Source organism: Klebsiella sp. CD33 (genome assembly GCF_051992865.1).
Lineage (GTDB): Bacteria > Pseudomonadota > Gammaproteobacteria > Enterobacterales > Enterobacteriaceae > Klebsiella > Klebsiella pneumoniae.
Window position 1 is genome coordinate 5,047,490 of record NZ_CP197023.1, and the last position, 16,059, is coordinate 5,063,548.

The 16,059-nt window shown below is 55.7% G+C and carries 13 protein-coding genes; 5 read left to right on the forward strand and 8 right to left on the reverse strand.

Translation table 11 applies throughout. The annotated features are described in order from the left end of the window. Positions 1-10: 10 nt before the first annotated feature. The 7 genes from rffG to trxA form a co-directional block, all read right to left on the reverse strand. Positions 11-1,078: a dTDP-glucose 4,6-dehydratase gene (gene rffG / locus ACR809_RS24685; protein WP_002883303.1), complete on the reverse strand. Its 1,068-nt coding sequence runs from the start codon at positions 1,076-1,078 to the stop codon at positions 11-13. Then, on the reverse strand, positions 1,075-2,337 hold the full coding sequence (gene wecC, locus ACR809_RS24690) for a UDP-N-acetyl-D-mannosamine dehydrogenase (RefSeq protein ID WP_002883302.1): 1,263 nt from the start codon (positions 2,335-2,337) through the stop codon (positions 1,075-1,077). The genes rffG and wecC overlap by 4 nt, the downstream gene beginning before the upstream one ends. Next, complete coding sequence (wecB, locus tag ACR809_RS24695; RefSeq protein ID WP_002883297.1) at positions 2,334-3,464, reverse strand: non-hydrolyzing UDP-N-acetylglucosamine 2-epimerase; 1,131 nt, start codon at positions 3,462-3,464, stop codon at positions 2,334-2,336. The genes wecC and wecB overlap by 4 nt, the downstream gene beginning before the upstream one ends. 56 nt (positions 3,465-3,520) lie before the next feature. Then, positions 3,521-4,567, reverse strand: coding sequence for an ECA polysaccharide chain length modulation protein (gene wzzE / locus ACR809_RS24700; RefSeq protein WP_002883296.1), 1,047 nt, complete (start codon positions 4,565-4,567; stop codon positions 3,521-3,523). A 13-nt stretch (positions 4,568-4,580) separates the two neighbouring features. Further along, the gene (wecA, locus tag ACR809_RS24705) at positions 4,581-5,684 is read right to left on the reverse strand and encodes a UDP-N-acetylglucosamine--undecaprenyl-phosphate N-acetylglucosaminephosphotransferase (protein ID WP_002883295.1); all 1,104 of its coding nucleotides are present in this window, start codon (positions 5,682-5,684) and stop codon (positions 4,581-4,583) included. Between the two features lie 240 nt (positions 5,685-5,924). Then, on the reverse strand, positions 5,925-7,184 hold the full coding sequence (rho, locus tag ACR809_RS24710; RefSeq protein WP_002883293.1) for a transcription termination factor Rho: 1,260 nt from the start codon (positions 7,182-7,184) through the stop codon (positions 5,925-5,927). A 330-nt stretch (positions 7,185-7,514) separates the two neighbouring features. Then, on the reverse strand, positions 7,515-7,844 hold the full coding sequence (gene trxA / locus ACR809_RS24715; RefSeq protein WP_002883224.1) for a thioredoxin TrxA: 330 nt from the start codon (positions 7,842-7,844) through the stop codon (positions 7,515-7,517). Between the two features lie 341 nt (positions 7,845-8,185). Here trxA and rhlB point away from each other — a divergent pair, with 341 nt between their 5' ends. From rhlB to ACR809_RS24740, 5 genes are all read left to right on the forward strand, one after another. After that, the gene (gene rhlB, locus ACR809_RS24720) at positions 8,186-9,451 is read left to right on the forward strand and encodes an ATP-dependent RNA helicase RhlB (protein WP_002883222.1); all 1,266 of its coding nucleotides are present in this window, start codon (positions 8,186-8,188) and stop codon (positions 9,449-9,451) included. Between the two features lie 118 nt (positions 9,452-9,569). Next, entirely contained in the window at positions 9,570-11,078 is a 1,509-nt protein-coding gene (gppA, locus tag ACR809_RS24725; RefSeq protein WP_004150419.1) for a guanosine-5'-triphosphate,3'-diphosphate diphosphatase, read from the forward strand. A 19-nt stretch (positions 11,079-11,097) separates the two neighbouring features. After that, complete coding sequence (locus tag ACR809_RS24730) at positions 11,098-12,024, forward strand: LysR family transcriptional regulator (protein ID WP_004177951.1); 927 nt, start codon at positions 11,098-11,100, stop codon at positions 12,022-12,024. 130 nt (positions 12,025-12,154) lie between these two features. Next, positions 12,155-13,153, forward strand: a complete 999-nt coding sequence (locus ACR809_RS24735; protein ID WP_004181642.1) for an amidohydrolase family protein — start codon at positions 12,155-12,157, stop codon at positions 13,151-13,153. 62 nt (positions 13,154-13,215) lie between these two features. Beyond that, positions 13,216-13,926, forward strand: coding sequence for a DUF554 domain-containing protein (locus tag ACR809_RS24740; RefSeq protein ID WP_122051627.1), 711 nt, complete (start codon positions 13,216-13,218; stop codon positions 13,924-13,926). A 4-nt stretch (positions 13,927-13,930) separates the two neighbouring features. Here the strand turns inward: ACR809_RS24740 and rep are convergent, their stop codons facing one another. Then, positions 13,931-15,952 (reverse strand): DNA helicase Rep, encoded by a 2,022-nt coding sequence (rep, locus tag ACR809_RS24745; RefSeq protein WP_004181641.1) that lies wholly within the window; start codon positions 15,950-15,952, stop codon positions 13,931-13,933. Positions 15,953-16,059: the final 107 nt, after the last annotated feature.

Here is a 16,059-nt window from a genome sequence, read left to right on the forward strand (position 1 = left end):
CCAGAGATGATTAGCTTTGCAGCCCAAGACGCTCGCCCTGATAGCTTCCGTCCTGAACCTGACGCCACCAGGCCTCGTTCGCCAGATACCACGCCACGGTCTTACGCATACCGGAGGTGAAAGTCTCTGCCGGCGTCCAGCCCAGCTCGCGGGCAATCTTCGAGGCATCAATGGCATAGCGCAGATCGTGGCCCGGACGATCGGCAACGAAGGCGATCAGATCGCGATAGTGCGCCACGCCCTGCGGCTTATCCGGCGCCAGCTCTTCCAGCAGCTGACAAATGGTTTCCACCACCTCGATATTTTTACGTTCGTTATGACCGCCGATATTGTAAGTTTCGCCCGGTTCGCCGCGGGTCGCCACCAGATACAGCGCTCTGGCGTGATCTTCCACGTACAGCCAGTCGCGGATCTGTTGTCCATTGCCATACACCGGCAGCGGCTTGCCCGCCAGCGCGTTAAGGATCGTCAGCGGGATCAGCTTCTCGGGAAAGTGATACGGGCCGTAGTTATTTGAGCAGTTGGTGATAAGCGTCGGCAGGCCGTAGGTTCGCAGCCAGGCGCGCACCAGGTGGTCGCTGCTGGCTTTCGAAGCCGAATAGGGGCTGCTTGGCGCATAGGGCGTGGTCTCGGTAAAGAAATCATCGCTGCCGTGCAGATCGCCATACACTTCATCGGTGGAGATGTGATGGAAGCGAAACGCCGATTTTTGCGCCGTAGCCAGGGTATTCCACCAGCTACGGGCCGCCTCCAGCAGCGTATAGGTGCCCACGATATTGGTCTCGATAAACGCCGCCGGGCCGTCAATCGAACGATCGACATGGCTTTCCGCCGCCAGGTGCATCACCGTATCCGGTTGATGCTGACGAAAAATGCGATCCAGCTCGGCGCGGTCGCAGATATCCACCTGTTCAAAGGCGAAACGCGCATCCTGCGCCACCGGCGCCAGCGACATTAAATTGCCGGCGTAGGTCAGTTTATCCACCACCACCACGCGATCGGCGGTGTGCTGGATAATCTCCCGCACTACCGCCGAACCAATGAAGCCCGCGCCGCCGGTGACCAGAATGGTTCTCACCGCCACACTCCTTTGGTGTCGACGATAAACGCCTGGGTGACGCTATCGCCGCTAACGGCTTTAAATTCATTGTGATCGACCAGCATCACCAGCACATCGGCGCTGGCCAGCGCCGCCTCAAGGGTCGCCAGCGTACACAGTCCATCGAGTTTCTTCGGCAGCGCGTGAATGTTGGGCTCAACCACCTGGGTCGTGCCGCTGTGCCAGCGGGCAATCTGCGCGGCAATTTCCATCGCCGGACTTTCGCGCAGGTCGTCAATATTCGGTTTAAAAGCGAGGCCAAAACAGGCGATCGTCAGTTCGCTGGCCCGCTTGTTGGTGGCATTCAGGCAGTCCGCCACCTGCGCTTTCACCTGTTCGATAACCCATTCCGGCTTGTGGTCGTTGACCTCGCGAGCGGTGCGGATCAGACGCGCCTGCTGCGGGTTTTGCGCCACGATAAACCATGGGTCGACGGCGATACAGTGGCCGCCAACACCCGGGCCCGGCTGCAGGATATTGACGCGCGGATGGCGGTTCGCCAGGCGGATCAGCTCCCAGACGTTAATCCCCTGGTCGGCGCAAATCAGCGACAGTTCGTTGGCAAAAGCGATGTTGACGTCGCGGAAGCTGTTTTCCGTCAGCTTGCACATCTCGGCGGTGCGCGAGTTGGTCACCACGCATTCGCCTTCAAGGAAGATTTTATACAGCTCGCTGGCGCGAGCGGAGCAGACCGGCGACATGCCGCCGATAACACGGTCGTTTTTAATCAGCTCGACCATCACCTGACCGGGCAATACCCGCTCCGGGCAGTAGGCGATATTCACGTCCGCCGCTTCACCCACCTGCTGGGGGAAGCTAAGATCCGGGCGCATCTCCGCCAGCCACTCGGCCATCTGTTCGGTCGACCCGACCGGTGAGGTGGACTCGAGGATCACCAGCGACCCTTTCTTTAACGTCGGCGCAATGGATTTGGCGGCCGACTCGACAAACACCATATCCGGCTCGTGGCGATCTTTAAACGGCGTCGGCACGGCAATCAGGTAAGCATCCGCCTCCACCGGAGTGGTGGTGGCGCTTAAATACCCCTGCTCGACCGCGGTCTTCACCACGCTCGCCAGATCTGGCTCCACGATATGAATCTCTCCACGGTTAATGGTCTCCACGGCATGTTGATTAACATCAACGCCGACCACCCGCTTCTGCCGGGAGGCGAACGCGGCAGCGGTTGGCAGCCCGATATAGCCAAGGCCAATCACTGAAATGGTAGAAAAACTCATAGCGTTACCTGATTATTTTTAAGTGCAGACAAAATGCGACGACATGCTTCGCCATCGCCATAGGGATTATGCGCGCGGCTCATCGCCTGGTATGCAGCATCATCCTCCAGCAGTCGCGTCACTTCCGCGACGATGCGCTGGCTGTCGGTGCCCACCAGACACACGGTGCCGGCGGCCACCGCTTCCGGACGTTCGGTCATATCGCGCATGACCAGCACCGGCTTACCCAGCGAGGGGGCCTCTTCCTGAATGCCGCCGGAATCGGTCAGGATCAGCCAGGCGCGATCCATCAGCCAGACGAACGGCAGGTAATCCTGCGGTTCAATCAACATCACATTGTCAATATGACCAAGAATACGATTCACCGGCTCGCTGACATTAGGATTCAGGTGAACCGGATAGACAATCTGCACCTCAGGGTGGGTATGGGCTATCTCGGCCAGCGCCTGGCAGATCTGTTCAAAACCGAGCCCAAAGCTTTCCCGCCGGTGGCCGGTAACCAGAATCATCTTTTTACCGTGGCTGATGAAAGGATAGCGCTGCAGCAGGGTCTCCCGTAGCGCTTCATCACCCAGCACCCGATCCCGCACCCAGAACAGGGCGTCAATGACCGTATTCCCGGTGACCGTGATCCGACTGTCGGCAATATTTTCCCGCAGCAGGTTCTGCCGCGAGGTTTCCGTGGGGGCGAAATGGTATGTCGCCAGATGGCCGGTCAACGTACGGTTGCCTTCTTCCGGCCACGGCGAACTTAAATCGCCGGTGCGCAGGCCGGCCTCTACGTGACCCACCGGTATCCGCTGGTAAAACGCCGCCAGGCTCGCCGCCATGGTGGTGGTGGTATCGCCATGCACCAGCACCACGTCGGGTTTAAACGACTCCAGCACCGGCTTCAGCCCTTCAAGGATGCGACAGGTGATCTCGGTCAGCCCCTGCCCCGGCTTCATGATGTTGAGATCGTAGTCCGGGACAATAGAGAAAAGTTTCAACACCTGATCGAGCATCTCCCGATGCTGCGCGGTCACGCATACTTTCGCCTCAAAATGAGGATCCTTTGCCAGCGCATGGACCAGAGGCGCCATCTTGATGGCTTCCGGCCTCGTGCCAAATACAGTTAGTACTTTCACATCGATTCTCTTCGATTAGGCGATGAAGGTCATCTGCCCTTCACCACAGGCCGCAATCACAGGACACGACGACGCGATAACGCCACGCCTGCGCCGATGAGCGCACCCACAATCCCCCACATCACCATCAGAAATACACGGCGCGGGCTATCGCGTTTTACAGGTTCTTCCGGCGTCCGCAAATACCGGTAAGTCTGAAAACGCGGATCTAACGTTGGACCGACGTTCAACGTGCTCAGCATGGCGCGGTTCTGGTCGTAATCGAGGTCATATTCCGGCCCGACGGCCTGCAGGTTTTCCAGCCTGGCCTGCAGCATCGGCCTGCCCAATAAAAATAGCTCTGAATCCGGCAACTGATCGGCAGGAACATCCGTTTCGCTACGTGAAATATTGTGCTGCTGAGCCACCTTCAGCGCCTGCTCCACGCTGTGCGTCCGGCGGTTGAAGATGGCCTCGGCCACCTCTTCCTGGCGCTTCACCTGCGCCTTCATCTGCACCGTCCGCGCCGCCCAGGCGCCTTTAAGTTCGTCGTTAAGATGGCCTGCCGCCCGCTGGCTGGCGAAGGCCACATACTGACGCAACAGATTATTGGCATCCTGCCCGGTCTCGGCGGTCAGTTTGACGCTGTCGTTAATGCTCTTGGCCGCATCGCCTGGCATAAACTGGATATTGTTAATCAGGTCATCCAGCATCGCCGCATCAGCGCGGGCATTACCCGACTGACGCTGCTTGTAGTAGTCCGTTTGCAGCCAGAAATCGCGCCGGGTATCCCAGGAGGCCAGCTGCATGATGAACTCTTTATACGCTTCATCCATGGCGGAAGGCTGGTCGACCGAGGCGAGGTCGGCTTTAATGTCCAGATTGCGTAAGAACTGCTGTTGGGAATAGTATCCCCCCAACATATTGACAGTAGGCCGATCGGTGATCGCCGTGGCGCTCCACTCCTGGCGAGCAAAGAAGGTGTACACCAGCACGATGGCGGCGAAGAGTACGGCGCCGCCGACTATCCAGCCTTTTCCTGCCCATAAAGCGCGAAACAGCCCGCGAATATCCAGCTCGTTCTCAACGTTCACTGCTTGTGCTCCCGGTAATGGTTGAGTCATCACATCCCCAGCTCTACTTGGTTAGTTTCGGATTATTGCCGCTGTGTCGCCGAATTCTGCGTCTGATGCGCTTAACCAGGCGCGCCACTTTCCAGGCGCGCTTAATACAGTAGCCATAAAGAAAGAAGGCTACCAAAAAGAGAATTAACATCACCCATTCCGGCACAATGCGGGTGTACTCCGCCACGACGCCAACCAGCGCCAGCAGGGCGGCGGCCAGGGTAATCAGGACAAACGCCTGGCGGGAAGTAAACCCGGCGCGCATGATCAAATGATGAATATGCTGACGGTCCGGTGAGAAAGGACTCATGCCTTTGCGCAGGCGGCGATACATAATCGCCACCATGTCCATCAGCGGGATAGCGATAATCCACAGCGCGGTCACCGGGCTAATGGGATGCGTTTTACCTTGCGTGGTTTCCAGCAGGATCCAGATGATGGTGAAGCCAATCATCGTGCTGCCGGCGTCACCCATAAAGACTTTATAGCGGCGGCCGAGGGCGCCAAGATTGAGAAGAATATAGGGTAGAATGGCGGCGATCATCGCGAAACACCACATCGCCAGGCTGTACTGACCATCAAACCAAAGGATAATCCCGGTCGCCGCAAAAGAGACCGATGACAGTCCGCCGAGCAGGCCGTCGATACCATCGACCATGTTGAACGCATTGATAGCGGCCCAGACGGCAAACAGCGTCAGGAAGAAGCCGAAGGGCCCCAGCACCAGTTCCCACGAGCCAAAAATAAAGCCCAAACTACTCAGATGCAGATTCCCTGCCATCATCATAATCACGGCGATCGCGGCCTGAATGACCGCGCGAATTTTCACGCTGATGTCGAAGCGATCGTCAAGCGCGCCAACCAGCACCAATACCCCCGCGCAGGCCAGATACAGCGAGGCGTGAGGAATATAATAATCGGCGATGGCGAAAGTGAAACAGATACCTGCATAAACTGAGATACCACCGACCAACGGAATCAACCCCTGATGCCGTTTGCGATAGTTGGGTTTATCCACTAACCCGATCTTTTTTGCCACTTTCCGCGCGACAAAAATAAAGAGGGTCGTGAATAAGAAAATACTGATTAATTCAGTAATAGCAGTGAGTAAATTCACAACGCATGTGCTCTCAGCATAGTTAATCCGGGAAGTATAGCGATGATGCCCCAACTCCAGAAGGGGAAAAGCAGAACATTACAAATTTATTGTATAGATTTTAGTCTGTTAAAGCTGTCTCCGCCTGCTATCCGGCGCCATTATACGACAACTTTCGTCCCGCTTTCTCTGTCTCTGGATCATACAAACCCCAAAATGAAAACGCCACGCAAAGGCGTGGCGTTTTTGGCTTTTTTTACCTTACGAGCGCTTCATCATATCGAAGAAGTCATCATTCGTCTTGGTCATTGCCAGCTTATTGATGAGGAATTCCATCGCATCAATCTCACCCATCGGATGGATAATTTTGCGCAGGATCCACATTTTCTGCAGCTCTTCCTGAGTGGTAAGCAGCTCTTCTTTACGGGTACCGGAACGGTTGTAGTCGATAGCCGGGAAGACGCGTTTTTCAGCAATCTTACGAGAGAGGTGCAGTTCCATGTTACCGGTGCCTTTAAACTCTTCGTAGATAACTTCGTCCATTTTGGAACCGGTGTCGATCAGCGCCGTGGCGATGATGGTCAGGCTACCGCCCTCCTCGACGTTACGTGCCGCACCAAAGAAACGCTTCGGACGGTGCAGGGCGTTGGCGTCCACACCACCGGTCAACACTTTACCGGAAGCCGGAACCACGGTGTTGTAGGCACGCGCCAGACGGGTAATAGAGTCGAGCAGGATGATAACGTCTTTCTTGTGTTCAACCAGACGTTTCGCTTTCTCAATAACCATCTCGGCAACCTGCACGTGACGGGATGCCGGCTCGTCAAAGGTGGAAGCAACCACTTCACCTTTCACCAGACGCTGCATCTCGGTCACTTCTTCCGGACGTTCGTCGATCAGCAGTACCATCAGGACACAGTCCGGGTGGTTGTATGCGATGCTCTGCGCGATGTTCTGCAGCAGCATGGTTTTACCGGCTTTCGGCGGCGCGACGATGAGGCCACGCTGGCCGCGGCCAATCGGGGAGGCCAGATCCAGTACGCGAGCGGTTAAGTCTTCGGTAGAACCGTTACCACGCTCCATACGCAGGCGAGAGTTCGCGTGCAGCGGCGTTAAGTTCTCGAACAGGATCTTGTTACGCGCGTTTTCCGGCTTGTCGTAGTTAACTTCGTTAACTTTCAGCAGCGCAAAGTAACGTTCACCCTCTTTCGGAGGACGAATCTTACCGGAAATGGTGTCACCAGTGCGGAGGTTGAAACGGCGGATTTGGCTGGGGGATACGTAGATGTCGTCAGGGCCGGCGAGGTAGGAGCTGTCTGCGGAGCGGAGGAATCCAAATCCATCCTGCAGTATCTCCAGTACGCCGTCGCCAAAGATATCTTCGCCACTCTTCGAATGCTGCTTGAGGATGGCAAAAATAATATCCTGCTTACGCATACGAGCCAGGTTTTCCAGCCCCATATTTTCGCCGAGAGTAATCAGCTCAGAAACCGGCGTATTCTTTAATTCGGTAAGATTCATAGTGGTGTGGGTTCTTAAACTCGGGGTAAATCTCGAACTTAATGTTGTGAATGGTATGGCAGGAACTTCCATGCCTGTTAACGGCCTTCATCTCGTGTCTGTACGTTGCCTGGTCACAGGAAAGAACGCAGAACTGAAACGACTAGACGGAATGAGTGAAAAGCCCGGAATTATTAGCTTCACGCGCATTTATGCGGGATGCTTCGGGTAAAACAAGATTCAAACAAGGTATGTTTAAAACGAAGTCTGTGGATTAACTTAGCACGACTCCAGCCGGGCGTCCAGAGTTCCGCAAAAAATAGGAATCTGGACGCCGGAACAGCAATTCGCTTACGCCAGGTTAGCGTCGAGGAACTCTTTCAGCTGACCCTTGGACAGTGCGCCAACTTTAGTGGCCGCCACTTCGCCGTTTTTAAACAGCAGCAGGGTTGGGATACCGCGAATGCCGTATTTCGGCGCAGTGCCCGGGTTCTGGTCAATGTTCAGCTTAGCTACGGTCAGTTTGCCCTGATACTCTTCAGCGATCTCATCCAGAATCGGGGCGATCATTTTGCACGGACCACACCACTCTGCCCAGAAATCGACGAGGGTCAGCCCGTCAGCCTTGAGTACGTCCGTGTCAAAACTGTCGTCAGTCAGGTGAATAATTTTGTCGCTCATATTTAACTCCACAGGAATAAGCCTGGTGTGTTGGTGTCGTAGCCATCAACGACGCGCTGCGGCTACGTTATGCACGCTATTCTTCAGGATACCTCAATTCTCTGGCCTGCCAACTGGCGCAATCCATCATGGACTCGCCTGTTGACGCCAGGGTGCCCGAACGCGAACTGCATGCTGCAGATTTATCGCTCCCGACTCGCTTAGTAGTCTAAGCTATCCTGGATTCGTTCAGTTACCGTAGACGTACCTTGAATAATTTCGTACACCGCCAACGAAAGGTTGACGTTATTTCACCGGATACGCTTTCTTAATGCAATAGTTAGCTGATATTCTACCACACTATGAGCAAAACACATTTAACAGAACAGAAGTTTTCCGACTTCGCCCTGCACCCGGCAGTCATTGAAGCCCTTGAAAAGAAAGGGTTTCATAATTGCACACCCATTCAGGCCCTCGCCCTTCCGCTGACGCTGGAAGGCCGCGATGTCGCCGGGCAGGCGCAAACCGGTACCGGTAAAACGATGGCGTTCCTGACGTCAACGTTTCATTATCTTCTCTCTCACCCGGCTATCGCCGATCGCCAGGTTAACCAACCGCGCGCGCTGATTATGGCGCCGACGCGTGAACTGGCGGTACAGATCCACGCCGACGCTGAGCCACTGGCGCAGGCCACCGGTCTGAAGCTGGGTCTGGCTTACGGCGGCGACGGCTACGATAAGCAGTTGAAAGTGCTGGAAAGCGGCGTCGATATTCTAATCGGTACCACTGGTCGTCTGATCGATTACGCGAAGCAGAACCACATTAACCTCGGCGCCATTCAGGTTGTCGTGCTGGACGAAGCCGATCGCATGTACGATCTCGGCTTTATTAAAGATATCCGCTGGCTGTTCCGCCGCATGCCGCCGGCCACTCAGCGCCTGAACATGCTGTTCTCCGCGACCCTTTCTTATCGCGTCCGCGAACTGGCGTTCGAACAAATGAATAACGCCGAGTACGTTGAAGTCGAGCCGGAACAGAAGACAGGCCACCGTATTAAAGAAGAGCTCTTCTACCCGTCCAACGAAGAAAAAATGCGCCTGCTGCAGACGCTGCTGGAAGAAGAGTGGCCCGATCGCGCCATCGTTTTCGCCAATACCAAGCACCGCTGCGAAGATATCTGGGGCCATCTCGCCGCCGACGGCCATCGCGTAGGTCTGCTGACCGGCGACGTGGCGCAGAAAAAACGTCTGCGCATTCTCGAAGAATTTACCCGCGGCGACCTCGATATTCTGGTCGCGACCGATGTTGCCGCCCGTGGCTTACATATTCCGGCCGTGACTCACGTCTTTAACTACGATCTGCCGGACGACTGCGAAGATTACGTTCACCGCATCGGCCGTACCGGTCGCGCTGGCGCCAGCGGTCACTCCATTAGCCTCGCCTGCGAAGAGTATGCGCTGAATCTGCCGGCGATCGAAACCTATATTGGTCACTCAATTCCGGTCAGTAAGTACAACCCGGACGCGCTGATGACCGACCTGCCTAAGCCGCTGCGTCTGACCCGTGCGCGCCCAGGCAACGGCCCGCGCCGTAACGGTCCACCGCGCAATCGTCGTCGTTCAGGTTAAGAGATCTATGCCATACGCTCAGTCATTCAGAATCTGCCAGGGCGACCTTCCTCTGGCGACCCGCTCAGTGATGTGGATCGGGCCTAAGCGCCCCGCCGACCAGGGAGCCTTCTGAACGATGAAGAGTATGAGCTCCACCTCGCTATATGCCGCCATTGATTTGGGCTCCAATAGTTTCCATATGTTGGTGGTGCGCGAGGTGGCGGGCAGCATCCAGACGCTGAGCCGCATTAAGCGTAAGGTTCGACTGGCCGCCGGCCTGAATAGCGACAACACCCTCTCCGCAGAAGCGATGGAACGGGGCTGGCAGTGCTTACGCCTGTTTGCCGAGCGCCTGCAGGATATTCCGCCGACGCAAATCCGCGTCGTGGCCACCGCCACGCTGCGTCTTGCCGTCAATGCGGGAGAGTTTCTGGCGAAAGCGCAGGAGATCCTCGGCACTCCAGTGCAAGTGATCAGCGGCGAAGAAGAAGCGCGCCTGATTTACCAGGGTGTCGCCCACACCACCGGCGGCGCCGATCAGCGCCTGGTGGTCGATATCGGCGGCGCCAGCACCGAGCTGGTGACCGGGACCGGCGCACAAACAACCTCGCTGTTTAGCCTGTCGATGGGCTGTGTGACTTGGCTTGAACGCTATTTTGCCGACCGTAGTCTGACGAAAGAGAATTTCGATCTCGCCGAAGCGGCTGCGCGCGAGGTGCTACTGCCCGTCGCCGATGTGCTGCGCTATCACGGATGGAAAGTGTGCGTTGGCGCCTCCGGCACCGTTCAGGCTCTGCAGGAAATTATGATGGCGCAGGGGATGGATGAACGAATCACCCTCGCCAAACTCCAGCAGCTTAAACAGCGCGCTATCCAGTGCGGACGTCTGGAAGAGCTGGAGATCGAAGGCTTAACCCTTGAGCGGGCGCTGGTGTTTCCTAGCGGGCTGGCGATCCTGATCGCTATCTTCAGCGAACTGAATATTCAGTGTATGACCCTCGCGGGCGGCGCGTTACGCGAAGGCCTGGTGTACGGCATGCTGCATCTCTCCGTTGAGCAGGACATCCGCAGCCGCACGCTGCGTAATATTCAGCGTCGTTTTATGATCGACACCGAACAGGCCCAGCGCGTCGGCGGCCTTGCCAGTCATCTGCTCAGTCAGTTGGATGGCAGCTGGGAGCTGGATCCGCTAAGCCGTGATTTACTCCTTAGCGCCTGTGCGCTGCATGAGATTGGGCTGAGCGTGGATTTTAAGCGCGCGCCGCAGCACGCCGCCTATCTGGTCAATAACCTCGACCTGCCGGGCTTTACCCCGGCGCAGAAGAAGCTGATTGCCACGCTGCTCCTTAACCAGACTAACGCTATCGACCTCTCTTCGCTTCATCAACAGAATGCCGTCCCACCGCGGGTGGCTGAGCATCTGTGTCGTCTGCTGCGACTGGCAATCCTGTTTGCCAGCCGGCGGCGCGACGATCTGTTGCCCGCCATTCAGCTGACCGCTCAAGACGAACAACTGACGCTGATATTGCCGGGAAACTGGCTGGATGAACATCCGCTGGGTCGGGAGATGGTCGATCAGGAGTGTCAGTGGCAAAGCTACGTCCACTGGATACTTCGGGTCGCCAGCGGCGATACGCTGAAATAATATCCAGCCAGGAGGGCGGATGCGGGAAGAACTGGATTTCAAATCGCTACGCTTTTTCTCTGCGCTCTACCGCTTGGGCAATGTTTCCCCAGCAGCGGACGCGCTCGATATCAGCCAGCCCACCGGCAGCCTTTTGCTGAAAAAACTACGAGATCATTTTGCTGACCCGCTGTTTGTCCGGGTCGGGCAGCGGATGATCCCGACGCCGCGAGCGGACGCGATCGCCCCCACCATCTCGACTCTTCTCCAGCTTGTCGATAACGATTTAGCGGTCAAACCTGAATTTCTTCCCCAGCAGAGCCAGCGTAATTTTACGATCGGTATGACCGATATCAGCCAAATGACGCTGCTGCCTTTATTGCAAATTGCGCTCCAGCAGCAGGCGGCGGACGGGATCACCTTTACGGTGCAGAATCTGGATGAGCAGACCCTCAACGCCCTCGAATCCGGGAAATGCGATCTCGCGATCGGCTATCTGACGCAGCTTCCGGAAAGCGTCTACCAGCAACATCTCTTCGATCAATCATATGTCTGCCTGGCTGCGGAAAACCATCCTCGCATTCGTGCACAGCTCCGCGCCGAAGACTGGCGCCAGGAAAAGCATCTGGCGATCCGCGTGGAGGGAACTGCCCATGGCGATATGGATAAGCTGCTTGATGAGCACCACATGCCCCGGCGCATTGCGCTAACGTTACCAAGCTTTTTAGGTACCGGTGAGCTGGTGGCCGAAAGCGATATGATTGCCGTCGTCCCGGAACAGGTGGCGCGGCATATCACCCGGCGCTATCCCTGCCGCAGCTGGCCGCTGCCTTTTCCCCTCGCCAAAATCGCCATCCGTCAGGTCTGGCATCAGCGGCTGCACCGCGATCCCGGACATATCTGGCTACGCTCGCTGATCGCTACGCTTGCCGATCCCGCACAGCAGAGTACTTCTATTAAAATTTAAGTAACAAAATACGCCCGTGTATTGGTTTTATTAATAACCCCTATTACGTTTGGTTTATTGCTGGTAATACGTGAAAGCTTTTATTCTCCTCGCATCAAGCCACACTGACTCATATCGCAAGGAAAATATCATGCGCGGAAAAATTGCTTTAGAAGAACACGTATCCACTCCTGAAAATAACCGTCTGTGGGATTCATCTGGTGAAGCAGGTCGTAACGGCACAGAATATATGAAAGATGTTGAACGCCGCCTGCTGGATCGCAGCATTCAGCTGGAAGAAATGGCGCAGCGTCATATTGATCATGTAATTCTTTCTCTGACTTCACCTGGCGCCCAGTCTATTTTAGATAAAGCCAAAGCCGTCTCTTTTGCCCGCGATACCAACGATTTTATCGTTGAGAATTATGTTAAGCCAAATCCGGACAAATTCAGCGCCTTCGCCACCCTGGCATTGCAGAACCCGGAAGCCGCGGCGGAAGAGCTGGAGCGCGCCGTGAAAAAGTTAGGCATGAAAGGTGCGCTGATCAACGGCTACACCAACGTTAAAGATAGCGAGCATGGCCTGTATCTTGATGACGAATCCATGCTGGTATTCTGGGATAAGGTCAACGAGCTGAACGTGCCTGTCTATCTGCATCCTCGTGAACCGCTGGAAGGCCCGGCGCGCGGCATCTATACCGGTTACGAAAGCCTGATCGGCTCTGCCTGGGGCTTCGCTCAGGAAACGGCAGTGCATGCTATTCGTCTGATGATGAGCGGTCTGTTCGATCGTTATCCTAACCTCAATCTGGTGCTGGGTCACCTCGGCGAAGGGCTGGTACATATGCTGCCGCGCACTCAACATCGTCTTTATCGTCAGCGTTTCGGCTGCGGTCTGGGTAAAGCGGAAAAACCGTTAATGCACTACCTGCAGAATAACTTCATCGTTACCACCAGCGGCCATTTCAATACCCATTCACTGAATAATGCTATTGAAGTCATGGGCGCCGATCGCGTGATGTTCTCTGTCGATTATCCGTATGAAGATATTCATCAGGCCTGCGACTGGTTTGATCCTTTAGAACTTGAAGCAGGCCTGAAAGAGAAAATCGCCTGGGGTAATGCCAGCCGCGTATTTAACATTAAATAATTAATTTAAATATTTCAGGGCCTGTATATTCAGGCCCTGATTTTTATTAGGGAAAATAAATTATGGCTATAGGTATATTTGTCTGTAGCGGCTCGCTTCTCGTTGGTGCGCTGGCGGGCGCTTCACTGAATCGTTTTATTCCGGAACATTTCAAAAAAACCTTACCGTTGATCGCCGGACTGATCTCAATCAGTATGGGCATATTCTTTGTCAATAAATTGCATAACCTGCCGCCGATTGCCCTGGCTATTATTATCGGCGGCCTGTTGAATATTGAAAAATGGATTGAACGAGCCGGAACAACGCTGCGCAGCCCCATTGAACGTATCTTTCCGGCGCAGTCCAGCGCCAGCGTCGGTGCGGAAGATTTTATGAATCAGTTTATCGCCGTGCTGATCCTGTTCTGCGCCAGCGGTACCGGCATCTTCGGCGCCTTAACCGAAGGGATGACCGGCGACCCGACAATTCTGCTGACCAAGTCGATCCTCGACTTTTTTACTGCCGCGATTTTCGCCTCCACGCTGGGGTATATCATCACCGTGATCTTTATTCCCCAGCTGATTGTTTTCGTTATCCTGTTTTTCGCGGCAACCTTTATCATAGCGTTAATCAATCCGTCGATGATCGCCGATTTCACCGCCTGCGGCGGTATCATTATGCTGGCGACCGGTTTCCGTCTGTGCGGGATCCGTGCCTTCCCTACCGCCAATATGCTGCCCTCGCTAATACTGGTGATGCCCTTCTCCGCCGCCTGGCAGCAGTTTATCGCCTGAGACGCTAAGCTTTTTTCGCCTTTGCCAGCATCGCCCGAATATTAGCGACGTTGGCCTGGCCTTTTTGCATCCGCTCTTCAGGCGTAATGGTTTTGCGTGCCTGCTCCCAGATAAGGTCGTCCTGAGGTAGCTCCAGCAGAAAACGACTCGGTTCAGGACGCACCAGCTCGCCATATTGCCGGCGCTCCTTACAGAGCGTAAAGGTCAGCTCTTTCTGCGCACGGGTGATGCCAACGTAGGCCAGGCGGCGCTCTTCATCGACGTTATCTTCATCAATGCTGCTTTGGTGCGGCAGCAATCCCTCTTCCATTCCCACCAGATAAACGTAGGGGAACTCCAGCCCCTTTGACGCATGGAGAGTCATCAGCTGCACCTGATCCAGCTCTTCATCCGATTCGCCGCGCTCCATCATGTCGCGCAGGGTAAAGCGGGTGACCACCTGGGTCAGGGTCATCGGCTCATCGATTTCGCTGCCTTCCAGCATCTCGGTCATCCAGGTAAACAGCTGGTTGACGTTTTTCATGCGCATTTCCGCGGCTTTCGGGCTGGGCGAGGTTTCATACAGCCAGGATTCGTAGTCGATCCCGCGAATCAAATCGCGCACGGCGTTGACCGGCTCGCGTTCGGCCAGCTGCTGGATCTCGCGTAGCCAGTGGGTGAAGCGGGTGAGAGATTCATAGCCGCGCCCGGTCAGCGTCTGGCTGAGACCCATATCAAAGCTGGCGGTGAACAAGCCTTTGTTGCGGCCCATTGCCCACTCACCGAGCTTTTGCAGCGTCGCCGGGCCGATCTCGCGCTTCGGCGTGTTGACGATACGCAGGAAGGCGCTGTCGTCGTCCGGGTTGGTCAGCACGCGCAGATAGGCCAGCAGATCTTTAATTTCCGGACGCGAAAAGAACGACGTGCCGCCGGAGATTTTGTACGGGATGCGGTTCTGCATCAGCATCTTTTCAAAGACCCGCGACTGGTGATTGCCGCGATAAAGGATCGCGTAGTCTTTGTAATTGGTTTTATTAATGAAGTGGTGGGCGATCAGCTCCCCGGCCACGCGCTCCGCTTCATGATCTTCATTGTTGGCGGAGAGCACTTTCAGCTCTGCGCCATATCCCAGTTCGGAGAACAGCCGCTTTTCAAAGACGTGAGGGTTATTAGCGATCAAAATGTTGGCGGCTTTCAGAATACGCCCGGATGAGCGGTAGTTCTGCTCAAGCTTGATCACCTGCAGCGCCGGGAAGTCCTGGCTGAGCAGCACCAGGTTCTGCGGCCGCGCGCCGCGCCAGGAGTAGATCGACTGGTCGTCATCGCCCACCACGGTAAAGCGCGCCCGCTGACCCACCAGCAGTTTCACCAGCTCATACTGGCTGGTATTGGTATCCTGATACTCATCCACCAGCAGGTAGCGGATCTTATTTTGCCAGCGCTCGCGCACCTCCTCGTTGCGCTGCAGCAGCAGCGTTGGCAGCAGGATCAGATCGTCAAAATCGAGGACATTGCAGGCCTTCATGTGCGCGTCGTATAGCCCATAGCAGTGGGCGAAAATACGATCCCGTTCGCCTTTCGCGCCAGCGGCGGCCTGCGCCGGGGTTTTTAGATCGTTTTTCCAGTTGGAGATCGTCGAGATCAGCTGCTGAAGCACCACTTTGTCATCTTCGATCAACCCTTCGGTCAGTTCCTTAAGCAGCGCCACCTGGTCGGTATCGTCGAATAAGGAAAAGTTAGACTTCATACCCAGCGCAGCGTATTCGCGCTTAATGATATCCAGCCCCAAAGTGTGGAAGGTGGAAATCATCAGCCCACGCGCCTCTTTGCGCCCCAGCGTTTGCCCAACGCGCTCTTTCATCTCGCGCGCGGCTTTGTTGGTAAAGGTCACGGCCGCGATATGGCGCGCCTGATAGCCGCAGCCGCGGATCAGGTGGGCGATTTTATTCGTAATAACGCGGGTCTTACCGGAACCGGCGCCCGCCAGCACCAGGCACGGTCCGGTGACGAATTCGACGGCTTGTTGTTGGCCAGGGTTTAAACGCATGGGAGTCTTGCTCAATCTTCGAACGGGGTGGGGATTGTAGCAGAAAGCGGAGCCGAGATTTACTGACTGATGGTAAAGTGTCAGCCACGCAAACCATCCTGAGAATG